The sequence below is a fragment of the Sphingomonas sp. HT-1 genome (assembly GCF_048568905.1).
Classification (GTDB): Bacteria; Pseudomonadota; Alphaproteobacteria; order Sphingomonadales; family Sphingomonadaceae; genus Sphingomonas.
This window is the reverse complement of the sequence record NZ_CP183770.1, coordinates 3,081,690-3,104,706: the sequence shown is the minus strand read 5'-3', so window position 1 is coordinate 3,104,706 and position 23,017 is coordinate 3,081,690. Positions and strand designations below refer to the sequence as shown.

General features: G+C 66.8%; 23 protein-coding genes. 8 read left to right on the top strand and 15 right to left on the bottom strand.

Annotated features, from left to right (window positions below; genetic code table 11):
• Positions 1–128 precede the first annotated feature (128 nt).
• Positions 129–1,304 (top strand): NF038122 family metalloprotease, encoded by a 1,176-nt coding sequence (locus ACNFJ7_RS14460; RefSeq protein WP_019369761.1) that lies wholly within the window; start codon positions 129–131, stop codon positions 1,302–1,304.
• Positions 1,305–1,367: 63 nt separating this feature from the next.
• On the opposite strand, the gene ACNFJ7_RS14455 is transcribed toward ACNFJ7_RS14460, so the two are convergent.
• The 4 genes from ACNFJ7_RS14455 to queG form a co-directional block, all read right to left on the bottom strand.
• The gene (locus ACNFJ7_RS14455; protein ID WP_019369760.1) at positions 1,368–1,847 is read right to left on the bottom strand and encodes an FKBP-type peptidyl-prolyl cis-trans isomerase; all 480 of its coding nucleotides are present in this window, start codon (positions 1,845–1,847) and stop codon (positions 1,368–1,370) included.
• On the bottom strand, positions 1,847–2,713 hold the full coding sequence (gene mtnP / locus ACNFJ7_RS14450) for an S-methyl-5'-thioadenosine phosphorylase (RefSeq protein ID WP_019369759.1): 867 nt from the start codon (positions 2,711–2,713) through the stop codon (positions 1,847–1,849). Before mtnP ends, ACNFJ7_RS14455 begins: the two co-directional genes overlap by 1 nt.
• Complete coding sequence (locus ACNFJ7_RS14445) at positions 2,710–4,128, bottom strand: amino acid permease (RefSeq protein WP_019369758.1); 1,419 nt, start codon at positions 4,126–4,128, stop codon at positions 2,710–2,712. Before ACNFJ7_RS14445 ends, mtnP begins: the two co-directional genes overlap by 4 nt.
• Before the next feature lie 67 nt (positions 4,129–4,195).
• Positions 4,196–5,314 carry a tRNA epoxyqueuosine(34) reductase QueG gene (queG, locus tag ACNFJ7_RS14440; RefSeq protein ID WP_026009179.1) on the bottom strand — a complete coding sequence of 373 codons (1,119 nt, stop codon included), beginning with the start codon at positions 5,312–5,314 and terminating at the stop codon, positions 4,196–4,198.
• Positions 5,315–5,357: 43 nt separating this feature from the next.
• Between queG and ACNFJ7_RS14435 the strand changes: the two genes are divergently transcribed.
• The 3 genes from ACNFJ7_RS14435 (at position 5,358) to msrB (ending at position 8,081) form a co-directional block, all read left to right on the top strand.
• The gene (locus ACNFJ7_RS14435) at positions 5,358–6,287 is read left to right on the top strand and encodes an ABC transporter ATP-binding protein (RefSeq protein WP_019369756.1); all 930 of its coding nucleotides are present in this window, start codon (positions 5,358–5,360) and stop codon (positions 6,285–6,287) included.
• Complete coding sequence (locus ACNFJ7_RS14430) at positions 6,284–7,501, top strand: ABC transporter permease (protein WP_019369755.1); 1,218 nt, start codon at positions 6,284–6,286, stop codon at positions 7,499–7,501. Before ACNFJ7_RS14435 ends, ACNFJ7_RS14430 begins: the two co-directional genes overlap by 4 nt.
• An 88-nt stretch (positions 7,502–7,589) precedes the next feature.
• Complete coding sequence (gene msrB, locus ACNFJ7_RS14425; protein WP_019369754.1) at positions 7,590–8,081, top strand: peptide-methionine (R)-S-oxide reductase MsrB; 492 nt, start codon at positions 7,590–7,592, stop codon at positions 8,079–8,081.
• A gap of 6 nt (positions 8,082–8,087) precedes the next feature.
• On the opposite strand, the gene ACNFJ7_RS14420 is transcribed toward msrB, so the two are convergent.
• A complete protein-coding gene (locus ACNFJ7_RS14420; protein WP_019369753.1) occupies positions 8,088–8,615 on the bottom strand; it encodes a CHAP domain-containing protein in 528 nt (175 codons plus the stop codon).
• A 416-nt stretch (positions 8,616–9,031) separates the two neighbouring features.
• Between ACNFJ7_RS14420 and ACNFJ7_RS14415 the strand changes: the two genes are divergently transcribed.
• Entirely contained in the window at positions 9,032–9,583 is a 552-nt protein-coding gene (locus ACNFJ7_RS14415) for a hypothetical protein (protein WP_019369752.1), read from the top strand.
• A gap of 6 nt (positions 9,584–9,589) precedes the next feature.
• On the opposite strand, the gene ACNFJ7_RS14410 is transcribed toward ACNFJ7_RS14415, so the two are convergent.
• The 10 genes from ACNFJ7_RS14410 to ACNFJ7_RS14365 all read right to left on the bottom strand — a co-directional run bounded on the left by ACNFJ7_RS14410 (position 9,590) and on the right by ACNFJ7_RS14365 (position 20,860).
• On the bottom strand, positions 9,590–10,318 hold the full coding sequence (locus tag ACNFJ7_RS14410; protein WP_019369751.1) for an extensin family protein: 729 nt from the start codon (positions 10,316–10,318) through the stop codon (positions 9,590–9,592).
• Positions 10,315–11,052 carry an NUDIX hydrolase gene (locus ACNFJ7_RS14405; RefSeq protein WP_026009178.1) on the bottom strand — a complete coding sequence of 246 codons (738 nt, stop codon included), beginning with the start codon at positions 11,050–11,052 and terminating at the stop codon, positions 10,315–10,317. Before ACNFJ7_RS14405 ends, ACNFJ7_RS14410 begins: the two co-directional genes overlap by 4 nt.
• Before the next feature lie 30 nt (positions 11,053–11,082).
• Entirely contained in the window at positions 11,083–12,135 is a 1,053-nt protein-coding gene (locus tag ACNFJ7_RS14400; RefSeq protein ID WP_019369749.1) for an SMP-30/gluconolactonase/LRE family protein, read from the bottom strand.
• 13 nt (positions 12,136–12,148) lie between these two features.
• Positions 12,149–13,495 carry a gluconate:H+ symporter gene (locus ACNFJ7_RS14395; protein WP_236704437.1) on the bottom strand — a complete coding sequence of 449 codons (1,347 nt, stop codon included), beginning with the start codon at positions 13,493–13,495 and terminating at the stop codon, positions 12,149–12,151.
• The gene (locus tag ACNFJ7_RS14390) at positions 13,492–15,726 is read right to left on the bottom strand and encodes a glycoside hydrolase family 3 N-terminal domain-containing protein (RefSeq protein WP_019369747.1); all 2,235 of its coding nucleotides are present in this window, start codon (positions 15,724–15,726) and stop codon (positions 13,492–13,494) included. The genes ACNFJ7_RS14395 and ACNFJ7_RS14390 overlap by 4 nt, the downstream gene beginning before the upstream one ends.
• A complete protein-coding gene (locus tag ACNFJ7_RS14385; RefSeq protein ID WP_019369746.1) occupies positions 15,723–16,817 on the bottom strand; it encodes a Gfo/Idh/MocA family protein in 1,095 nt (364 codons plus the stop codon). Before ACNFJ7_RS14385 ends, ACNFJ7_RS14390 begins: the two co-directional genes overlap by 4 nt.
• A gap of 107 nt (positions 16,818–16,924) precedes the next feature.
• Complete coding sequence (locus ACNFJ7_RS14380) at positions 16,925–18,253, bottom strand: ATP-binding protein (RefSeq protein ID WP_019369745.1); 1,329 nt, start codon at positions 18,251–18,253, stop codon at positions 16,925–16,927.
• On the bottom strand, positions 18,250–18,975 hold the full coding sequence (locus tag ACNFJ7_RS14375) for a response regulator (protein ID WP_019369744.1): 726 nt from the start codon (positions 18,973–18,975) through the stop codon (positions 18,250–18,252). The genes ACNFJ7_RS14380 and ACNFJ7_RS14375 overlap by 4 nt, the downstream gene beginning before the upstream one ends.
• Before the next feature lie 90 nt (positions 18,976–19,065).
• A complete protein-coding gene (locus ACNFJ7_RS14370; protein ID WP_019369743.1) occupies positions 19,066–20,364 on the bottom strand; it encodes a M20/M25/M40 family metallo-hydrolase in 1,299 nt (432 codons plus the stop codon).
• Between the two features lie 40 nt (positions 20,365–20,404).
• The gene (locus ACNFJ7_RS14365; protein ID WP_019369742.1) at positions 20,405–20,860 is read right to left on the bottom strand and encodes a universal stress protein; all 456 of its coding nucleotides are present in this window, start codon (positions 20,858–20,860) and stop codon (positions 20,405–20,407) included.
• A gap of 129 nt (positions 20,861–20,989) precedes the next feature.
• Here ACNFJ7_RS14365 and ACNFJ7_RS14360 point away from each other — a divergent pair, with 129 nt between their 5' ends.
• From ACNFJ7_RS14360 to ACNFJ7_RS14350, 3 genes are read left to right on the top strand one after another with little or no spacing between them, the layout of a single operon-like run.
• Positions 20,990–22,297 (top strand): pyruvate dehydrogenase complex dihydrolipoamide acetyltransferase, encoded by a 1,308-nt coding sequence (locus tag ACNFJ7_RS14360; protein ID WP_019369741.1) that lies wholly within the window; start codon positions 20,990–20,992, stop codon positions 22,295–22,297.
• Positions 22,290–22,535 carry a hypothetical protein gene (locus tag ACNFJ7_RS14355; RefSeq protein WP_236704419.1) on the top strand — a complete coding sequence of 82 codons (246 nt, stop codon included), beginning with the start codon at positions 22,290–22,292 and terminating at the stop codon, positions 22,533–22,535. Before ACNFJ7_RS14360 ends, ACNFJ7_RS14355 begins: the two co-directional genes overlap by 8 nt.
• Positions 22,528–22,923: an acyl-CoA thioesterase gene (locus ACNFJ7_RS14350; protein WP_010544042.1), complete on the top strand. Its 396-nt coding sequence runs from the start codon at positions 22,528–22,530 to the stop codon at positions 22,921–22,923. Before ACNFJ7_RS14355 ends, ACNFJ7_RS14350 begins: the two co-directional genes overlap by 8 nt.
• Positions 22,924–23,017 lie beyond the last annotated feature (94 nt).

Below are 23,017 nucleotides of genomic sequence, written 5' to 3'. Positions count from 1 at the left end.
AACACCGCCTGTTGCTTGTGCCCCGCACAAATCTTCTTGACGGCAGGCAGTCCCTCCAGCACCTTGGTTAATGTTGATTAACCTTGGGCAGTGATCGACATCCATCTTCGACCAATAGGGGGGTTCGAATGAAATCGAATATTGTGAAGCTGCTGGTTGGCAGCGCAATGGCGCTTGCTTGCAACATCGCTGCGCCTGCATCTGCGCAAACGAAGATTGTTCTCAACGATATTGGCGGTGTTACCGGATCGCCGGCCGAACTCGGTTTCCAGATCGCGGCGAGCTATTGGGAGAGCGTTCTTACCAGCAATGTGACGCTGCATTTCGACGTCGGCTTTTCATCGCTGGGTCCCAACGTCCTGGGGGGAACTTCCACTGCACTCTACACCTATGTTCCGATTGCCGACTATTACAACGCGCTGGCATCCGGCGGGAACAGTGCGCTGGACGCTATCGCCGTTGCGAACCTGCAGCCGCTGAGCGCTACCGGCAGCGTACAGGCGATCGTTCCGCAATATGCCCTGCCGGCCAGCGGAAATGGTGTGGCGGCGACTGGCACGCGCCTGACGCCCGATGGCATGGAAATCAGCAACACCATCGCGGTGGCTTCATCGAACTGGCAAGCCCTTACCGGTCAAGCTGCGGCGACAGACGGCCGGATCCTGTTCTCAAGTGACTTCGCGTTCGACTTCGATCCGACGGACGGCATCACCACCAACGCCTATGACTTCATCGGCGTGGCGATCCACGAAATGGGCCATGCGCTGGGCTTTCTGAGCGGCGCCGACGATTTCGACTATTCCGTCGGCACGGGGTTCCAAACGGACAATTATTGGTGGGCCTACGCCTCCGACATGTTCCGGTACACCGGCGACGGCCAACTGAACTGGGCGTTCGACCAGCCAGCATATTTCTCGATCGACGGCGGTGCCACCGTGTTCCAGGGCGATGCGTATTTCTCGACCGGCGAGAATAACGGCGACGGCTGGCAGGCTTCCCACTGGAAGGCGCCGGGCACCTGCACCGGCTATGTCGGCGTGATGAACCCCTATACCTGCGACGGCTTCGTGGACGAGATCACCGCAGCCGACCTGGCGCTGTTCGATGCCATCGGCTGGAACGTGAACGTCGATGTGCTGGCCAATAGCGGGTACAAGGTGACGACCAGCGATGTGTACGCTTCCTACTTCGCCGGTGGTCCCGTGCCCGAACCCGCAAGCTGGATGATGCTGATCCTGGGCTTTGGCGCGATCGGCGGTGCGATGCGCTATCGTACCCGCAAGGTGCAGGTCCGTTACGCCTGAGGCAAGCGCGTCCGAACGGAAGAAGGCGGCCCCGTTCCGATCCGGAGCGGGGCCGTATTCGTCTCAGCTGTCGCCGATACCGAGCAGTTCAATCTTGAACAGCAGCGTCGCGCCACCGGGGATCGGCCCCTTGCCACGAAAGCCATAGCCAAGCTCCGCCGGCACGGCGATTTCGATCGTGTCCCCCACGCCCATCAGCGGCACCGCCACCTGCCAGGCACGGATCAGCCGATCGAGCGGGAATCGCGCGGGCGGGCCGCCATAGGAGCTGTCGAATTCGCTGCCGTCGACGAAGGTGCCGGCATAGTGCAGCGTCACCATGTCACTGACCGCCGGATGCGGCCCCGACCCGTCGCCCTTCACGCGGCGCCAGCGCAGCCCACCTTCCAGGACGCGCCAACCCTGAGCAGAGCCGCGGCTGGCCAGCGCGAGCGACTGGGCGCTCTGCCAGCGCAGATCCTGCGATGGATCGGGAGCCGCTTCCTGCGCGATGGCGGGGGTGGCAAGCAGCAGCGCGCCCGCGGCGAAAAGATGCCGCGCCATCAGCCGAGCGCCCGGCCGGCAACGGCGTCGAGCTTCGCCAGAAGCTGCGGATCGCGCGCCGAGGGTGCAGTGATCAGCGCCGTGTCGAGGCAGGTGTCGATCGGCGAAGGGGTGCGCTCCTCCGGCAGGTTGCGCAGCAGGTGCATCACCATCCGCCGCGCCTTCTCGGCATTGCTGGAAAGCTGGGCGATCACCTGCGCCACGTCGACCGCCTCCTCGCCCTCGCGCCAGCAGTCATAATCGGTCACCATGCCGACCAGCGCATAAGGCAGCTCCGCCTCGCGGGCGAGCTTGGCCTCGGGCATCGCGGTCATGCCGATGATATGGCAGTCCCAGCTGCGGTAGAGATGGCTCTCGGCCCGGGTCGAGAATTGCGGGCCTTCCATCGCCAGATAGGTGCCGCCGACATGGGTGACGGCACCCGCCGCCTGCGCCGCCGCCGCCGCCAGCGCGGAGAGGCGCGGACAAACCGGATCGGCCATCGAGACATGGGCGACCATGCCGGTGCCGAAGAAGCTGGGCGTGCGGCCCTTGGTGCGGTCGATAAACTGGTCGGCGATGGTGAAGGTGCCCGGTGCGCGCTCCTCGGCGAGCGAGCCGACCGACGAGACGGCAAGCACGTCGGTGACACCCAGCCGCTTCAGCACGTCGATATTGGCCGGCACGTTGAGGTCCGAGGGACTGATTCGGTGGCCACGACCGTGGCGCGGCAGGAACACCACCTTCACATGCCCGACATGGCCGACGAAGCAGGCGTCGGACGGCTGGCCCCAGGGGCTCGCCACCTCCACCCATTCGCCGCCCTCGATGCCCTCGACATCGTAGAGGCCCGAACCGCCGATGATTCCGATCGTCCAACCGCTCATGCGTCACCCTTTGCTGCGTTGCGGCGGGCATAGGCGAAATAGACGACGAGACCCAAGAGGTTCCAGCCGCCGAACCAGAGTTGCGTCTGAGTCGGCAGGCTGAGGAAGAGGTAGAGGCAGCCGAAGATCGCGCCGAGGCCCACCACCCAGGCGGCGGGGGTACGGAACGGGCGGGCGAGATCGGGCGCGCGGCGGCGGAGCACCAGCAGGCACAGGCCGACCGCCGCGAAGGCAGTGAGCGTACCGGCATTGGCGAGCGCGGCAATCTCGTCGATCGGCAGGAAGGCGGCGAAAAAGCTCACCACGGCGGCGGTGAACAACGTGATCCGCACCGGCGAGCCGCGGCGCGAGACCTTGGCGAGGCTCTTGGGCAGCAGCCCGTCGCGCGCCATTACGAAGAAGATGCGGCTCTGGCCGAACAGGAAGCCCAGGATCACCGTCGGCAGCGCGACGATTGCGCTGAGCGCCAGGAACTTGGCGACGCCCGGCTGGCCGACCTCGCGCAGGATCAGCGCGAGCGGCTCGGGGCTGGCGGCGAAGCGCGTGTAGGGGAGCGCCCCCACCGCGGCGAGTGCCACGACCATGTAGATCGCGACGCAAACCACCATCGATCCGACGATGCCGATCGCAAGGTCGCGGCCGGGGTTCTTGGCTTCCTCGGCGGCGGTGGAGATCGCATCGAAGCCGTAAAAGGCGAAGAAGATGATCGCCGCGGCGGCCATCATGCCGCGCTCTACCCCGCCGCTCGACTGCTTGGCGAAGCCGAAGGGGGCAAAGGGATCGAAATTGGCCGCATCGAAATAGGGCAACGCGACCGCGACGAACACGGCCAGGGCGATCAGCTTCACGACGACAAGGATGGCGTTGAGCGTCGCGCTCTCGCGGGTGCCGAGGATCAGCAACCCGGCGACCAGCCAGACGACGAAGAGCGCAGGCACGTTGACGCCCCAGGCGGCGACCTGCCCCGCGACGATCTGCGGGCCGTGGGTCAACTCCGGTGGGACGCCCATGCCGAGCAGGAAGGGCGTCGCATAGCCCGACCAGCCGACCGCGACGGTGGCGACCACCAGCGTATATTCGGCGAGCAGGCTCCAGCCGACTACCCACGCGACGATCTCGCCCAGCGCGACGTAACTATAGGTATAGGCGCTGCCGGAGGTGGGGATGCTCGTCGCCAGCTCGGCATACGCCAGTGCGGCGCAGGCGCAGATCGCCCCCGCGACGACGAAGGAGAGAATCACCGCCGGGCCGGCACGATCGGCCCCGACACCGATCAGGGTAAGGATGCCGGTGCCGACGATCGCACCGACGCCGAGCGCTACCAGATGATACCAGCCGAGCGTACGCGCCAGGCGATGCGCATGCGGCTGATCCTCCGCCGAGGTGATCGATTTCAGACGGAACAGACTTGCCACGCTTCCTCCCCTGGTTCTGGTCGCTCGGTGATAACGTTGCCCGCCGTCGGGGCAAGCACGCCGGCGTTCAGGCCCATTCGGCGAGCACGTCCGCATCGGCTTCGGCGGCCATCCGGGCGCTACGCTCCGCCGCCCATAGTGCCGGATCGAGCTGAGCCAACGCCCATGCCGCCGCGCCGCGCACGACCGGTGCCGGATCATCGAGCAGCGCCACGACCGGCGGCAGCAACCGGGCGCTGCCACTGTTTCCTGCCGCGATCAGGCAATTGCGCAGCATCCGATCGCGACCGATCCGCTTGATCGGCGATCCGGCGAATACCTGACGGAAGGCCGCATCGTCCAACGCCAGAAGGTCTGCGAGATAAGGCACCGTCAATTCGGCGCGAGGATGGAACGCCAGGTTCGCCTGTGCCGCCGCAGCGAACTTGTTCCAAGGGCACACCGCCAGACAATCGTCGCAGCCATAGATGCGGTTGCCGATACCGGCGCGGAACTCGCGCGGTATCGGTCCCTTGTTCTCAATGGTGAGATAAGAAATGCAGCGCCGCGCATCGATGCGATAGGGCGCCGGAAAGGCATCGGTGGGGCAGGCAGCCTGGCATGCATCGCAGCTTCCACAGCCGCCCCGGCCTGGACCATCGGGGGCCAATGCCAGCGTAGTATAGATCGCACCCAGAAACAGCCAGCTGCCGTGGCTGCGGCTAACGAGATTGGTATGCTTGCCCTGCCAGCCTAGTCCGGCCGCTTCCGATAGCGGCTTTTCCATCACCGGCGCGGTATCGACGAACACCTTCACATCCGCACCCGGCGCCGCCTCCACCAGCCAGCGCGCCAATTCCTTCAGCCGCCGCTTGACGACATCGTGATAGTCGGCACCCTGGGCATAGACGGAGATGCGTCCCACCTCACCCTCGCCCGCCAGCGCCAGCGGATCGGCGGCGGGCGCATAGCTCATGCCCAGTGCGATCACCGATCGCACCGCCGGCCACAGCCCACGCGGGCTGCCGCGCTGTTCGGCGCGTTCCTCCATCCACAGCATGTCGCCATGCGCGCCTTCGTCCAGCCAGGCGCGCAGGCGCTCGGCGGTGCGCGGCGCGGCATCGGCATCCGCGATGCCACAGGCGGCGAAGCCGATTTCCGCCGCCTTTGCCTTCAACAGCACTTCGATGGGCTTGTCTTGTCGCACCGGCACCCGCTACCACGTTTGGCGAACCGTGGGGGAGGCGAAAGTGAGCGATCTGGCCGTCAGCGCTTCCGGACTGGTCAAGCGGTTCGGGGATCGGGTCGCAGTTGGTGGCGTGGACATCGCCGTTCCGCGCGGGCTGATCTACGGCGTGCTAGGCCCCAATGGCGCGGGCAAGACCACCAGCCTGCGCATGCTGCTCGGCATCATCGAGCCCGATGACGGGGAACGGACGCTGCTCGGCAATCCGCGTCCGCGCGAAATGAGCGATCGGGTCGGCTATCTGCCGGAGGAACGCGGGCTCTATCCCAACATGAAGTGCCGCGAGGCGATCGCCTTCATGGGCGCGCTGCGCGGCCTGCCCTGGTCCACCGGCCGCAAGCGTGCGCGCGAGCTGCTGGAGAGCGCCGGGCTGGGGCATGCCGCCGACGACAAGATCCGCAAGCTTTCCAAAGGGATGGCGCAACTTGTCCAGCTGCTGGGATCGGTGGTGCACGAACCCGATCTGCTGGTGCTGGACGAACCCTTTTCCGGACTCGACCCGGTCAACCAGGAACGGCTGGAGCAGTTGATCCGCGCCCAGCGCGATCGTGGCGCGACCATCCTGTTTTCGACCCATGTCATGGCACATGCCGAACGGCTGTGCGAACGCATCTCGATCATCGCCGGGGGCAAGGTCCGTTTCGAAGGCACGGTGGACACGGCGCGCGCGCTGCTGCCCGCACGCGCACGCTATGCCCCGCGCGAAGACGGCCCCGGCATCGCCGCGATGCTGCCGCCGGATGCGGTCCATGAAGAAGGCAGCTGGCGCTTCACTGTGCCAGAATCCGGCATCGAGTCGCTGCTGGTGCGGCTGATCGAGGCAGGACACGGCATTTCCGGCCTGTCGATCGAGCGCCCCGGTTTGCACGACGCCTTTGTGCGGATCGTCGGCGCCGACGCCCTGGCCGGGACCCAGATGGAGGCCGAAGCATGAGCGCCGCCCGCTTCCTCCGTCAGGCGCTGACGATCGCCCGGCGCGACATCACCGCGACGGTGATGACCCCTACCTTCCTGCTGTTCCTGCTCAGTCCGCTCTTGATGATCGGGTTCGGCGTGATCGGTAGCCTGAGCGCATCGACCGCGACCAATGCCGGCGAGGCGCGGCAGCGCCTGGTGGTGATCGCGCCCGAGGACCAGAAAGCACGGATTGTCGCTGTCGATCGGGAGCTGCGCCGGGTTTTCACGCGCGCCGATGTCCGCCCTGTCCTGCGCGTCGACACGCTGGCGGGCGATCGTGCCCGCCAGGCCCGCGCGCTGTTCGACGATCCCGCGATCGAGCCTGCGGCCATTCTCTACGGGCCGATGGACCGTCCTACCATCCTGCAGCGCGTTGGCGCCAAGGCCGAGGGCCGCTACCTCGCCGTGTTGGCGCTGCAAGTCGTCCGCGCCGAGCGGGCGGGCGATGCCGGTGCCGCCAGTACGCCCCGGTTCGAGACGATCGGGCGCGCGGTGCCCAGCGAAAGCGGAAAGGGTCAGACAGCCTATTTCGCGACCTTCGGCATCTTCTTCCTCACGCTGATGCTGTCGGGCCAAGCGGTGGGCGCGATGGCAGAGGAGCGTTCGAACAAGGTGATCGAAGTGCTCGCCGCCGCCGTCCCGCTGGAAAGCGTGTTCTTCGGCAAGCTGCTGGGCGCGTTCGGGTCGGCGCTGCTGTTCGTGGGCTTCTGGGGCGCGCTCGTGGCCAACCTGCCGCGATTGCTGCCGGGCGATGTGGCAGGCTTCGTCTCGCAACTGGGCGTAGCGGTCGGGCCGCTGTTTCCGCTGCTGTTCGTCGGCTATTTCGTTATGTCGTATCTGCTGCAGAGCGCGGTGTTCCTGGGAGTCGGATCCCTCGCTTCTACGCAGCGCGAGATCCAGATGCTGTCGCTGCCGATCACGATTTTCCAGTTCGCGATGTTCGGCCTCGCCTCCTATGCCGCAGGCAATCCGCAGAGCTGGGTCGCCATTGTGGCAGCCATCGTGCCGTTCAGTTCGCCAATGGCGATGGTGGCGCGGGCGGCGGCCGTGCCGACTCTGTGGCCGCATTTGCTAGGCTTTGCTTGGCAGGCCCTGTGGGTGGCGATCACGCTGGGCATCGCCGCGCGGCTGTTCCGCCGCGGCGTGCTGAAATCCGGCGGGCCGAAGCGGCGTCGCAAGGCGACGACCTGAAGAGTGCACCTTGTTTCGGCGGACGCCTGCAACCTTTCAGCTGCCGGCACCGAACCTATATCGAGGACCATTCCCGATGAGGTTTGCCATGTCGATCGATCGCCGCCAGTTGCTTGCCGCCGCCGGAGCCACCGCCATGGCGCTGCCGCTGTTCGCCTGCGGCAGCGCGCCGGCCGCGCCGCTGCCGGATTTTCCGTTCAAGCTGAGCGATGCGGAATGGAAGAAGAAGCTGACCCCGGCCGCCTATAATGTGCTGCGACATGGCGGGACCGAATATCCCTTCACCAGCCCACTGAACAAGGAGCACCGTAAGGGCGTGTTCGGCTGCGCCGGCTGCGCGCTACCGCTGTTCGATGCGGCGACCAAATTCGATAGCGGCACCGGCTGGCCGAGCTTCTATGCTCCGCTTCGCGGCGCAGTGGTGACGCGGAGCGATCGCAGCCTGGGGATGGAGCGGACCGAAGTGCTGTGCCGACGCTGCGGCGGGCATTTGGGCCATGTGTTCGACGATGGCCCGCGGCCGACGGGCAAGCGCTATTGCATGAACGGGGTCGCGCTGCGCTTCACGGCGCGCGCGTGATGGGCATCAGTTGGTAGCGACCAGCGTCGGCAGGACCAGCGAGGCGACCTGCACGTTCGCCCAGTCGTTCGACGGCGCAGCGCCCGGATAGATGAAGCCGTTGACCGGATAGACCGACGTGCCCAGGCCGGCGACCGGGCCGTACCACACGCGCACTTCGCTCCAGTCGCCATTGGGCGACACGTCGATTGCGCGCACGTCGCGCTCGACCGCGCCGGGACGCGACCAATTGGCGTGGGTAAGCAGCACTTCGCGTGCGCTGATCACTTCGGAAACCATCGCAACATGGCCCATCGGCATCCGCGCGGTGCGCTGGAACGACATGACCGCGCCGACGGCAGGGGTTTCGCCGCGCTGATAACGACCTTCCGCCTGGTTCCACCAGGTCCAGGCATTGCCGCGCAATTCGACGCCGGAGGCCTGACGCGCGAACGTGACGCACTGCCAGAAGGTCCCCTTTGCCTGCGCGGGTACGACAGTCATCAGGGCGCACGCCGCCATCAGCGCAAAACGCGCTGCGAAACGAGTGAACATCTTTGGACCCCCCGGTCAGGAAAGGAAGTGGTTGAGGGTTGCTAGCCAAACTATAGGACGCCCGTACAGCCCTGCGGCACGCCGATCCGACGAACCGTTGTAATGCGCAGACGAGGTGCGCTGAACGGTTTATGAACGTCGGGAACCAAGTTCGAGTCTACCCTGCCCCGCCGCGTGCAACCGTTTGCCGATTTGCAGCCCGGCCCACCGGCCTACGGGAAAATACGACATTAAATCAGTAACCTAAGGATGTTTCCCTAGTGTCATCCATTCGTCGCAAACCGATGTTGCGTCGCAGCACATTTTAGGTTCCAATGTTCGTGGGGATACGGAGGGGGTCATTAAGCTCTGCGTTAACCAGTCCGGAGCATGATCCTCTTCCACGGGGCTAGAAGGAACCGAGCGGGAGAATCGAAATGGCTGCACGAGCGAAACCGGCCGAAGGTGCGATGACGCTGGCGGAAATGAAGGAATTCGCGGGCTTCACCGCAGCGACCCAGCGCTATGTTCGCCGTTCGCTGGACGTGGGACTGGAGCGGGACGACGCGCTATCGCGCTGGTCGCGCGACGTGGTGGAGGCCGCCAGCATTCGGGCGCAGGCCCGCATCTATGAACGCCTTTCCGATATCCGCGCGATGTTGCCGAACGACAGCGACCTGAACGCGATCGAACCGTTCATGGCGCCGCTGGTGACGCTTTCGGCATTCGATCTCGGCCAGGGTCGGTTGACCAGCTTCTCGGCCTATCGCTTTCTCTACGAGCGGCTTCTCGGCGCGGAAGTGCGGCCTTGGCTGCCGGCGGCCTTCTGCTCGGCATCGGCACTGCCGCACCTCCATCCGGATCTGCGCCGCAAGCTGCTCCAGTCGATCAGCGAAGCCGCGGCGACCGCATCGGGCTGGTCGAACCGCCAGCCGAGCTTCTTCCCGCAATGGGTGGAAAAGATCGACACCAACGCGCTGCCGAACTGAACTTCCTCAGCGGCACGCACGCCACCCCATCTCTCCCCGCGCAGCCTGGTCGAGATGGAGGTGGTCGCGGTGCGCGGCATTGTATTCGGGTGACAGCACGGTCGCGAACAGTCGGCAGGCTCCGTCCCGCACCGCCCGCAGAAACGCGGGCTTCTCGCCTTCGCCTTCCCAGTCGTTCAGAACGCTGATGCGCCGCCCGTCCGCCAGCACGAAGGCCGCAATGTCCACCGCATTGGCGCGGGCATGTTCGCTCCAGTCGCCGCTGCTGCGACCATACATGCGGCGGCACGAATAGCTGCCGAAATGTTCGATCCGCGCAACCCGCGAGCCGAAATGCTTCTGCCCTTCGGGTTGGACGATGTTCCACTCCCACAGAGCCAGCCCCGCCGCCACCGGACAGGCGGTGCCGAGCGCCGGGCTGAAGCCGATCGTCCGCGCGCCGCCCGGCATGAACCGCACGCCGTTGCTATAGCCGCATTGATCCTGCCGAGTGACCGGCGCCAGCCTGTCATAGCGCACGCCCGCCCGAGTGAGCAGCGCCTGGCATTGGCCGAAATCCTCGCCCAGTCCCGCCAGCTTGCGGCCGGTAAAGGCGCCGATAGGCTGGCCAAGATCGAGCGGGGTCCAGGGCACGTCCTGCGGCCGGCTACGCGCCAGCGTCAGCAGCACCAGCGCGACGCCTGCGATCAGCAGGAACAAGATCACCACCCAGATGGCCTGTTTCAGGGCCCTCACGCACGCACCGCGCGATCCAATCGCTCGGCGGTGATCGGATAGCCGAGCCCCTCAGGAATGCAGAGATAGTCGATGCCGCCTCGCGTTTGGACGCGCGGCGTGATCGGCTCGATGGGAAAGGCGCGGGCATGGGCCATCGCCGATTCGAAACCGTCGAAGAGCGCCAGGCGTTCCAGATTGCGGCGCGTGGGGTAGATCAGCATCGCATCACCGCGATCCGCCAGATCGAGCGCGCCTTGCGCGGTGATCCAGAACAGCCGCACATTCTCGTTGCCATCGACCCGCGGCTCCGCGCCTTCGGGTGATCGCGCCAGATAGAAAAGGGTGTCGAACACGCGGTGCGGCAGGCCGTGCGGTAGCCAGCGCGCAAAGGGCACCAGCACGTCCAGATCGAGCGTCAGCCCCGCCGCTTCGAGCAGCTGGGCGAACGGGGCACCGCCATAAAGCGCGGCTCGAAGTTCTTTCAGCCGATCCGCTTTGTCATCAATGCCGAGCGCGACACCGGCTTCCTCGATCGTCTCGCGAATCGCAGCGACCCGCGCAGCGGCATCGGGATAGGCATGCGTGAAGAGATGATCGCCGGGGTCGACCCGCCCCCCCGGAAACACGAGCGCGCCACCCGCGAACGCCATCGCTCGCGATCGTTCGACCATCAGCAATTCGGGAGGCCCGCCGGCCCGATCGCGCATCACCACGACGGTGGCGGCGGGAATGGGTTCGGCGACGGGGGACATAGCGCCGCCTTTACGCCGCCTGCCGTGGGGTTACCAGCCGGAGGCGCGCAGGCGCAGGCGGAATATCTCGTCGCTGGAGGCGATGAACAACGTCTTGCCGTCCTCGCCAAAGCAGCAGTTTGCCGCCTTCTTGCCGGTGGAGATCAGGCCTAGCCGGCGGCCATCCGGCGCGACGACGTGTATGCCGCCGGGGCCGCTGGCGTAGAGATGGCCGCTGGCTGCCACCTTCATCCCATCGGCATGGCCCTCCAGCCCCGCCGCGGTTCCGGCGCTATGATCAAGAAACATCCGCCGCCCCGTCGCCAAGCCGTCATCGCCTAGGGGGTATGCCCAGGTGTAGGGGGTAGCATCATCGGAAACCGAAACGTAAAGTGTCCGCTGGTCCGGAGAGAGGCCGATGCCGTTGGGCCGGGTGAGCTTCGAATCGATCAGGTGAACGGTGCCGTTCGGATCGAGCCGATATACGCCGTTGAAAGGCAATTCCTTCATCGGCGATTTGTCCCCCTCGGTGAAGCCATAGGGCGGATCGGTGAAGTAGATGGCGCCGTTTTTCGCCTGCACCAGATCGTTGCAGCTGTTGAACCGCTTGCCCTGATACCGACCGGCGAGGATGGTCTTTTCCTTGGTCTCAAGGTCAACCGCGGCGATCGCGCGGGTGCCGCTGTCAGCGATCAGCAGTTCGCCCTTGCGGCCCTGGATCATGCCGTTCGACCCCGCCTCGCGCACGCCCGCGGGAATGGGACCCGCCAGCCCCGAGGGGACGAGGAACGGCTTGGTTTCGCGGCCGTCCCACCGATAGGCGATGTTGGCCGGCGGATCGGAGAAAAGCAGATAGCTGCGATCAAACGCGCTCGCGCCCCCCGATGCGCCGCCGGTCACCGCGCCGTCGCGGATCCATACCGGCCCTTCCGCCCATTGAATGCCGCCCGCAATCACCTCAAGCGGCGACTGGATGTCGAGCAGCGTATCGAGTTCGGGATCAAGCCGGGTAATCGTCCCCGCCCCCGCGCCGCGCGCGATCCCCGGCAGCAGCGGCAATGCGGCAAGGCCGCCGAGCAGGGTGCGGCGGGTGGTGGCGAGCATGGTCAGGATCCCCTCAGACGAACGGCCATAGCAGCAGCGCCATGGCGAAACTGGTCAGTCCCGCAATGGTGGCACCAAGCGTCCAGCTGCGAAAGGTCTGTGCCTCGGTGAGCCCGAGATATTGCTTCACCAGCCAGAAGCCCGTGTCGTTGACATGGCTTGCGATCGTCGCGCCCGATCCGATCGCGACGGTGACCAGCGCGATCCGGTCCGGGCTGAGCCCCGCCGCCCCGATCAGCGGGGCGGCCAGGCCGGCGGCGGTGACCATGGCGACGGTTGCCGAGCCCTGCGCCACCCGAACGAAGGCGGAGAGGAGGAAGGCGAAGACCGGGATCGAAACCTGGGCCGCGGTCACCGCCTGGGTGATCTGCTGACCCGCGCCCGACTGAATCAGCACTTCCTTGTACGCTGCGCCTGCGCCGATGATGAGGACCATCAGGCCCGCCGGTTCAAGCGCGCGGGTGCTGATCTTCGACAGCGTTTCGAAGCCGGCGCCCGCCACCAGGCGCAGCCACAGCATCGCGCCGATCACCGCGATCACCAGTGCGGTGAAGGGGTGCCCAAGGAACACCAGCGTCGAACGCGCAAGCCCCGGCGCCATCGTCTCGCCGGCCACCGTGCCGGTCAGGATGAGGGCCAAGGGCAGGAGCATGGCCGCGAGCGCCGGCAAGAACCCCACCGCGTGCGTCTGCGGCGCGCCTTCGTCGAGCATTGGCGGAGCGCCGATCGTACCATAGCCCGGCGCGCCATGCGCCAGCTTGGCGAAGACCGGGCCGGCAAGGATCGCGGAGGGGATACCGCAGATCAGGCCATAGAGCGCCATGCGGCCATAATCGGTCTGGAGCAGTTCGGCGACCGCCACCGGCCCCGGATGCGGCGGCAGCAGCGCGTGCATCGTCATCAGGCCGGCGAGCAGCGGGAGCGCGAAATAGGTGACGCGCCGCTCGGCGCGTACCGCCAGCGTGGTGAGCAGCGGCGCCAGGATGATGAAGGCGACGTCGAAGAAGAGCGGAATGCCGACGACGATACCGATTGCAGTGAGCGCCCAGGGGACGCGCTTTTCCCCGAACAGGTCCAGCAGCCGCCGCGCGATCGCCTGGACGCCGCCCGAGGCTTCAAGCATCCCGCCCAGCACGGCGCCGAGGCCGATCACCACCGCGACGAAGCCAAGCGCCTCGCCGGTGCCCTTGCGGATCGCCGCGATCACCGCCTGCGGATCGTTGCCGAAGACAAGGCCGGTTATCAGCGCCACCAGCAGCAGCGCCACGAAGGGCTGCAGCTTCAGCCGCAACACCAGCAGGATGACCGCCGCGATGCTGGCGGTGACGATCGCCAGCGTATTCCAGGGCTCGCCCATCATGCGATCTCCACCTTGGTAGCGAGCGAGGCCGCGGGCACCTGCCCCTCCGAACCTGCCGCGATGTGGAACTTCGCCTCCCCGCGCAAATCGGCCGAGGAAGCGCCGACCATCAGCCGTATCTCGCCGGCTTCGACGATCCATGTGCCGTCACGCCAGAAGGCGAACTGTTCGGGCGTGAGGGTGAAGCGCACGGTGCGGCTCTGCCCCGGCTTCAGCGGCACGCGCGCAAAGCCGCGCAGTTCCGCCACCGGCCGCGACACCGCGGCGACCGGATCGTTCGCGTAGAGCTGTACCACCTCCTCCGCCGCCGATGTGCCACGATTGGTGACCTGCACCGAGGCAGTGACGCGACCGCCCGGCGCCAGCGTCTCCGCACTGAGCGTCAGCGGGCCATATGCGATGTCGCCATAGCTGAGACCGTGGCCGAAGGCGAAGAGCGGCCCGATGTCGGTATCGTGATAGCGCGCGCTATCGACTGCAAGATCCGGGTTCGCCGGGCGGCCGGTTGGCAGATGCGCATAGCTTTGCGGCGACTGGCCGGTCTTGCGCGGCATGCCGATGGGAAGACGACCACCGGGCGCGGCCTTGCCGGAAAGGATTTCCGCTATCGCCGGCCCGCTCTCGACGCCCAGTAGCCAAGTCTGCAAAACCGCTGGCACACCGGTCAATTCGCGTTCGAGCGCGAGCGGCCGGCCGCCCATCAGAATTGCGACGATCGGCTTGGCCGTCGCCTTGAGCGCCTCCAGCAACGCGCCTTGCGTGCCGGGAAGACCGATATCGGCATAGCTGCGCGCTTCGCCGGTACGATCGAAATCCTCACCGATTGCGACGAGCACCACGTCGGCGCGCTTTGCCGCTTCGACCGCCGCCGCGATGTCGGCACCGGGCTGATACTCTGCGCCGGCCAGCGCGGTCTTGAGCGTTACCGCGTCGGCCGCCTGCCCGCGCGCGCGCCACGATCCGATCGCCGAGGAGGCGTCGTCGGCCAGGGCGCCGATCAGCGCAAGCTTGGCATCCGGCTTGAGCGGGAGGACCGCGCCTTCGTTGCGCAGCAGCACCACCGAGCGCCGCGCAAGATCACGCGCTTCCGTACGCCGCAGCGGCGCCTTGTCGCGCGCCGGATCGCCGAAACCATAGGGATCGTCGAACAGACCCAGCCGCGCCTTGGCAGCAAGGATGCGCCCAACCGCTTCGTCGATCAGCGGCACGAGGCCCGGATCGGCCGTGGCGGCTTCGGCAAGGTAGGTGGCGTAGCTGCCGCTCGCCATGTCCATGTCCACCCCAGCCTTGAGCGCCAGCACCGCCGCTTCGCGCGCATCGGCAGCGATGCCGTGATTGACCAGTTCGCGGATGGCGTTCCAATCGCTCACCACCAGACCTTGATAGTTCCAGCGCGCGCGCAGGAAGCCGCGCACCAGATCGGCATGAGCAGTCATCGGCACGCCGTCGAGATCGTTGAACGCGGTCATGAAACTGCCGGCCCCCGCCCGCGCCGCGGCGTGGAAGGGTGGAAGATAGACCTCGTTGAGGGTGCGCGGACCAATGTCAGCGCTGTCATAATCGCGCCCGCCGCTCGCCGCGCCATAGCCGACGAAATGCTTGGCGCAGGCCATCATTCGCACGCCCTTGGCGAGATCCGCACCCTGGAAACCGGCGACCTGCGCTTCGGCGATGCGGCTGCCGAGATAAGCGTCCTCTCCCGCGCCTTCGACCACCCGACCCCAGCGGGGATCGCGCGCGACATCGACCATCGGCGTGAAGGTCCAGTGCAGCCCCGCCGCCCAAGCCTCTTCCGCCGCGATCCGCGCCGCCTGCTCGGCGACCTTGGGATCCCAGCTCGCCGCCAATGCCAGGGGAACCGGCAGGATGGTGCGATAGCCATGGATCACGTCCATCGCGAACAAGAGCGGAATCTTGAGCCGCGATTCCTCCACTGCGACGCGTTGCAAGTCGCGGAGCGGCTCCGCACCCGCGACGTGGAGGAACGAGCCCATTTCGCCCTTGCGCACCCGATCGAGCATCGCCGCGTCGAGCTTAGAGTTGAGCGATTTCTGCCGCCCGCCCGCGATCTGGTTCATCTGCCCGACCTTTTCGGCGAGCGTCATCTGCCCGATCAGCGCCTGGATGCGAGCGCGGTGATCGGCAGCCAGCGGCCGAGCGGCGCGGGCGAGCGGAGTCCAGGCAGATGCGGCAAGCACCGCACCCGCCGCCAACACGTCCCGACGCTTCATGCCAGCGTGATCGTGCGCTGTTCGCGGGCCGAGCGGTAAATCGCTTCGATCAGCCGAATGTCGCGCAAGCCCTCCTCGCCCGAGACGATCGGTTCGCGACCGGAGATGGCGCACTCGGCCAGGTGATCGAGCTGGCCGACGAACTGGTTCTTCGGCGGCTGGGGCAACACCAGTTGCTCGCGCTTGCCGCCGATCCGCGTCCACATCTCCTGCCCCTGATAGGAGGTGGCGGGCTCGAGCCCGACCCACCCCTTGCTGCCGGTGACGCGATACGCATTGTGCGCCGAACTATAGCTCGACACGCAATTGGCGATCAGGCCGCTGGGAAAGCGAAACTGCCAGTCGATCCGGTCTTCCACCGTCTTGAAGCGTGGATCGCTGCGATCGGTGAACTCCATCGCGCTTACCGCGATGGGCTCCTCACCGGCGAGATAGCGGGCAGCGTTCAGGCTGTAGATGCCGATATCCATCATCGATCCGCCGCCCGACATCGGCTTGTCCAATCGCCACTGGTTGGGCGAAATCGGAAAACCATGCTCGGCGAAGATCAGCGTCGGCTTGCCCAGCGCGCCGGAGCGCACCGTTTCGATCGCCTTCAGATTGTGCGGCTCGAACCGGCTGCGATAGCCGATCATCAGCTTCTTGCCGGCCTTTTTCGCCGCGGCGATCATCGCCTGGCATTCCGCGACCGAGGTCGCCATCGGCTTCTCACACAGCACATGCTTGCCGGCCTGGCTGGCGCGGATCGAATATTCCGCATGCAGGCTGTTGGGCAGGATGACGTAGACAAGGTCGATATCCGGATTGTCGCGTATCCGATCGTAATCTTGGTAGCTGTACCAGTGCGTCTTGGGGATGCCGTACTGCGCGCCGTACTTCTCGAGCTTGGCCGGCGTGCCGCTGACCAGCGCCTTCAGCTCGGCAAATTCGCAGTCCTTGATCCGCGGCATGATCTGATTGGTGGCGTAGCTGCCCAGGCCGACCACGGCATAGCCGAGCTTGCGCTTGCCCTGCGCCCAGGCCGAACCGCCCAGCGTGCTCGCCAGCACGCCCGCGCCGATCCCGCCGAGCACGTCGCGTCGCGTTCCCATGATCCTGCTCCTCCTCGTCGCGGCGCTTGCCCGCCGTACATTCGGTAGCGTTATCAACAAAGTTGGCGGCGAACCAGCAAGTCGAGGTCGTAGATTCGCGCGGCGCCCTAGTGCGGCAGCGTCACCGTTGCGATCAATCCACCGCCGGCGCGGTTTTCAAGCACGATGTCGCCGCCATGCGCCCGTGCCGTGGCGCGTGCGCTTGCCAGGCCCAGCCCCATGCCGCCCGTGTCGCGATTGCGCGAACGCTCTCCACGGAAGAAGGGATCGAACACGCGCTCGATATCCGCATCGGGGATGCCGGGGCCGCGATCGGCGACATGGATCACCGCTTCCTCGGCGACCAGCAACGCCACGTCGGCTGCACCGGCATATTTGACCGCATTGCCAACAAGGTTGGCGAGCATCGCCTTCAGCGCGACCGGATCGCCTTCGATCACCAGCGGATCGCCGGGCGCCAGCGTCACCGCCGCGCCGCGATCCGCAGCCTCGTCCACCACCGTTTCGGCCAGCGAGCGCAGGTCGAGCGTGCGTCGCATGCCGATCCGGCTGGTTTCGCGGACATAGGCCATCACCGCCGAAAGCATCGCCTGCATTTCACGAATATCGTTTTCGCAGGCGGCCCGTATGCCCGGCTCCGCATCCTCGATGCGCAAACCGAGCCGCATCAGCGGCGTCCGCATATCGTGGGCGACGGCAGCGATCATCGTGGCGCGGTCGTCGACATAGCGATTCAGCCGCGCCTGCATGTCGTTGAAGGCGCGTGCGGCCTCTGCGATTTCGGCGGGGCCGTCGAGTTCGATCGGCGGCGCACGCGGATCGCGGCCGAGCCGTTCCGCCGCCGCCGCAAAGGCGCCGATCGGCCGCGCGAAGCGCTGCGCCAGCGCCCAGGCAAAGGGCGCGACTGCAACGGCAGATAGCGCCAGCCAGGCAAGGAAGAGCAAGCGCCAGGGCTCCAGCCCCTCGCGCGTGGAAACCGTCCGCCAACGCCCATCGGGCAGGCGCAGCGACGCTTCGAACGGGCCGGCGATCACCACATCCTGCGCGGCGGCGCGACTCGCCGGCGGCGGCGTTCGCGGCACGCTGGAGCGATCATAGACCGGCTGGCGTTGCAGAAAGCCGGGTGGAAACCGGAAGATGACGCGATCGGGTGCGACGCCCAGCGCGGTGGCGAGCGCCAGCTGGGTTCGCTCGATTCGCGGGTTCCAGGGTTGCGGGCGGACATCCGCGACGATGTTGACCCCGAAGCCATCCGGCGGCGCTTCCGGGTGGTGCATCGCCTGCGCGACATGGCCGACCGTGTAGAGCTTCGCCCGCGGCAGCTGAATGGCGAACAACAAGCCGAGATTGAGCAGCTGGACGACGCCGACACAGGCGAGCATCCGCAGGAAAATGCGCAGGAACAGCGGCGAACGCGCCGCAGTCCCCTGGCTCACGCGCGCAGGACGCGCGGCACGAACAGATAGCCTTCGTTGCGCACCGTACGAATGATCTCGTCGCCGCCGGCGCGCAGCTTGCGGCGCAGGCGACTGACCTGCACGTCGATGGCGCGATCATAGGCATCGGAATCCGGCCCGCGCGCGGCCGCGAGCAGCGCCTCGCGCGACAGCACCCGGCGCGGCCGTTCGATGAACACGCGCAGCACGGCGAATTCGCCGTCGGTAAGGCCCACCAGCACTCCCTGCGGATCGAACAGTTCATGGCTGCCCAGATCGATACGCCAGCCTTCGAAGCTGTAAACATCGCCGCTCGGCGAGGTGGGCGCGGTGCCGCGCTTGCGCAGCGCGGCACGCACCGTCGCAAGGATCTCGCGCGGGCTGCACGGCTTGGGCAGATAATGGCTCGCCCCCACCTCCAGCCCGAGAATGCGATCCTGTTCCTCGCCCAGCGCGCTCAGCAGGATCACGTCCGGGCCGTCGGGCGTGGCGATGCGGCGGCAGGCGGAGAGCCCGTCCTCGCCCGGCATCATCACGTCGAGGATCACGAGATCGACCGGCGTTGTTTCGAGAATCTGATCCATGTCGCGCGCGTTCGACGCGGTTTCGACGCGATATCCGCGCGCACCCAAGCTGTTGGCGAGCAGCAGGCGGATGTCGCGGTCGTCATCCACCACCAGCAGGGTGGCGGGGTCGTCAATGGCGGCTTGGGTTGCGAGCATGATTACGCTGCCTTACACTTCTGATACGCCCCCGCATTGCGCTCCCTATGAACCTTGAAGCGCCGGGGTTCAATTGTCTGCGTTAGGAGATCAGCGCGGCGCGGCGCGGCCGCCGAAGCTCACCAGACTTTCCGCCCCATCGGCAGCGATGGCGGAGACGCCGACAAAGCTATCGTCGACGATCACGCCCTTCAACGCCGTTTCGGTCTGGCTTCCGGGTACATCGACATGCCGGCTCCAGGCATCGGCATCGGCGGCGCGCCAATAGACGCGGTATTTCGCCGCGCCGGGCACTGCCGGCCATTTGACGCTGGTGTCGGTGGCGAGCGCACCGCCGATCACCACCGGCGTGGGGGCGGCCGGCGCGCTGGCAAGGCGGCGCAGCGTGGCGATGTTGAGCGCCGTCACCTTGGCGAGATAAGGGAAGTCCATCCGGTCGACCGTGTCACCATAGACCTTGCCGGACTCGGTGCGGAGATCCTGATGCTGCGCATCGTAATTTTCGACACCGACCGAGAAGCGCACCGCCGGATAGCCGAGCGCGAGGAACGGCGAATGATCGCCGCCGCGCCCGAAGCGATCCGGGCGGCGGACCATCAGCACCTTCAATCCCTTGGCATCGGCGGCAGCGACGCCGCGGATCGCCTTGGCCAGCGCGCGGCTGGGGCCGTCATCCTCACCGCCATCGGCGCGGCGCGACTTCGCCTCCGCGAGCGTCTCCGAATCCCGCGCACCTTCGGAGAAGACGCGAACGCGGTCCGCCACGCGACGGCCGTCCTGGCCGATGGTGTTGCCGACGATGTCGTTGTTGAGCACCGCCGATACGGTCCAGCCGCGTTCCTTGGCGGTTTCGGCGAGCAATTGCCCGCCATAGAGCCCCTGCTCCTCGCCCGAGAGCGCCGCATAGACGATCGTCGCCTTGAACTTGTGCTTCGACAGGATCCGCGCCGCCTCCAGCACCAGCGCGACGCCCGAGGCATCGTCATTGGCGCCCGGTGCATCGGCGGTGGCGTTCATCACGTCGGTCACGCGGCTGTCGATATGGCCCATGACGATCACGACGCGGTTCGGCTCGCTGCCGCGCTGGATGCCGAGCACATCGACGATCCGCACACCGTTCGGCGCACGCGGCCCCTTGAACGCGCGCGCGACCTCGCTCGTTTCGATGCAGCCGCCACAGGCGGTGCCGATCTTCGCCAGTTCGCCGCCGAACCACCGCCGCGCCGCGCCAATGCCGCGCGTGGGATGATCCGGATCCGAAAGCGTGTGTCGAGTGCCGAAGCTGACCAGCTTTTCCACCGTCGCTTTCAGGCGCGCGGGATCGGGGCGATCCTGTGCCGCAGCGGGGTTGGCGAGCAGGGCGAGCGGCAAAAGAGCGAGGATGCGCATGGGCTTATGCTGGCGCGGCCGGGCGCTTCGGTCAATCGGTTCAGCTCAACCGATCGATCGCATCCATGTCCAGCGAACCCGGGATGATCATCACGGGCACGGTGAGCTTGCCGGCATCGGCGCCGGTGAAGTGCGCGACGAGCTTGCCCGGCGCACCGCTGGGCGCCGCGCCGAGCACCAGCGCCGCCACGTCCGGATTGGCCGCCAGCATCTCGCGCACCACCTTCGGACCATCGCCTTCGCGTACGGTGATCGACGGCGTGAGCCCGGATTCGGTGAACAGCGTGCCGGCCGCGCGCATCACCAGCGCCTCGGCGCGTTCGCGCGCTTCCTCCTCGATCGTCGCCATCACCCCGCCCCACTGGACGAATTCTGCGGGGGGAATAAGGGCCAGGATTTCGACGTTGCCGCCGGTCTTTACAGCGCGCCGCGCCGCGAATCGCAGCGCGATTTCGGCCTCGGGCGAATCATCGATCACCACCAGATAGGTGCGCATGGGGGCCTTCCTCGCAATCCCGCGTTAGGTGGACCGCCGCGGGCCACAGCGCAAGACCGGGGCTTGACCCTAGGGTTTACGGCGGCAAAGGAGATGCCAGCCACCCCAGGACCAACGACGGGAACCTTCATGGGAATCGAAATCAAGATGCCGGCACTTTCTCCCACCATGGAGGAGGGCACGCTTGCCAAGTGGCTCGTCAAGGAAGGCGACACGGTGAAATCCGGCGACCTGCTTGCCGAGATCGAAACCGACAAGGCGACGATGGAATTCGAAGCGGTCGACGAAGGTGTGATCGGGAAGATCCTGGTCGCCGAAGGGACCGATAATGTGAAGGTCGGCACCGTGATCGCGGTGATCGCCGGCGAAGGCGAGGACGTGTCGTCCGCCAGCGCCGCCCCCGCGCCGAGCCAGACCCCTGCGCCCGCCCCGGCACCGGCCGCGAGCGCACCGGCGCCCACGCCGACTCCGGCACCTGCGGCGACGGCGCAGCCCGCCGCCGCTTCGGGTTCGCGCGTCAAGGCGAGCCCGCTCGCCCGCCGCATCGCCGCCGACAAGGGCGTCGACCTCGCCGGCGTGAGCGGCTCGGGCCCGAACGGCCGCATCGTCAAGGCCGACGTCGAAGGCGCCAAGCCCGGCGCCGCTCCGGCCGCCGCCCCCGCCGCCACCGCTCCGGCCGCCAGCGCCGCACCGGCTGCCGCGCCGGCCGCGAGCACCGAGACCAAGGCCGTCTGGTTCGACGACTCGATCCCCCACGAGGAAGAGAAGCTCTCGAACATCCGCAAGACGATCGCGCGTCGCCTCACCGAATCGAAGCAGACCGTCCCGCACATCTACCTCACCGTCGACATCCGCCTCGACGCGCTGCTCAAGCTGCGCGGTGAGCTCAACAAGGCGCTTGAAGCGCGCGGCGTGAAGCTGTCGGTCAACGATCTGCTGATCAAGGCACTGGGTGTCGCGCTTGCGCGCACGCCGAAGTGCAACGTCACCTTCACCGGCGACAAGCTGATCAAGTACAATCGCGCCGACGTGTCGGTTGCGGTGTCGACGCCCACCGGCCTGATCACCCCGATCGTCAAGGATGCGGCGAACAAGAGCGTCTCGGCGATCGCGACCGAGATGAAGGACCTCGCCGCCCGCGCCCGCGAGGGCAAGCTGCAGCCGCACGAATATCAGGGCGGCACCGCCAGCCTGTCCAACATGGGCATGTACGGCATCAAGCAGTTCGAGGCGGTGATCAATCCGCCGCAGGGCATGATCATGGCGATCGGCGCGGGCGAGAAGCGCCCGTACATCATCGACGACGCGCTGGGCGTGGCGACGGTGATGAGCGCCACCGGCAGCTTCGACCATCGCGCCATCGACGGTGCCGACGGGGCCGAGATGATGAAGATCTTCAAGGAACTCGTCGAAGCCCCGATGGGCATGATTGCCTGATCGGAGCCGGGCGGTGCGCGTGCTGATCGAGGTTCTACACATCGTCGCGGGCCTGCTCGCGGCGGTGCTGATCGCGTCGCTCGCCGCCTGGTCCTATCGCCGCGCCACCCACGACATCTGGCTGGTCGCCTATGTCGCGATGGTGGCGGTGGTAGCGATGGGCATCGGCCCGCTGCGGCGCGCCTATGCCGAGGATCGTGCCCGCTTGCACGGCAATCAGGAGGCTCGCGATGATTGATCAACAGGGCGGCCCGCCCGATCGCCAGCCGGCGATCCGGGTGACAACCATGCCGGCGGATACCAATCCCTATGGCGATATCTTCGGCGGCTGGTTGATGAGCCAGATGGACATGGCGGCGGGCCTCTTCGCCTCGCGCTATTCGCGCGGTCGCGCCGTGACGGTGGCGGTGGAGGGGATGAAATTTCACTCCCCCGTCGCGGTGGGCGACGAGGTCTCGGTCTATGCCGAGCTGGTCAAGGTCGGCCGCACCTCGATGACGATCGAGATCCAGGCGTGGCGGCGCGGCCGGCATGTCGAGGAAAGCTGCCTCGTCACCCAGGCGCAGTTCGTGTTCGTCGCCGTCGACGAGAACAAGCGCCCGCGACCGGTGGAACAGATCGCGTAACGCACCCGCGGAAGCCGGGCGGCCCATGCAATTCGCCGGCTCCGCATTATGTACTCCCCAGCCCTCCCCTGCCGATGGGAAGGGAGCAGAAGGA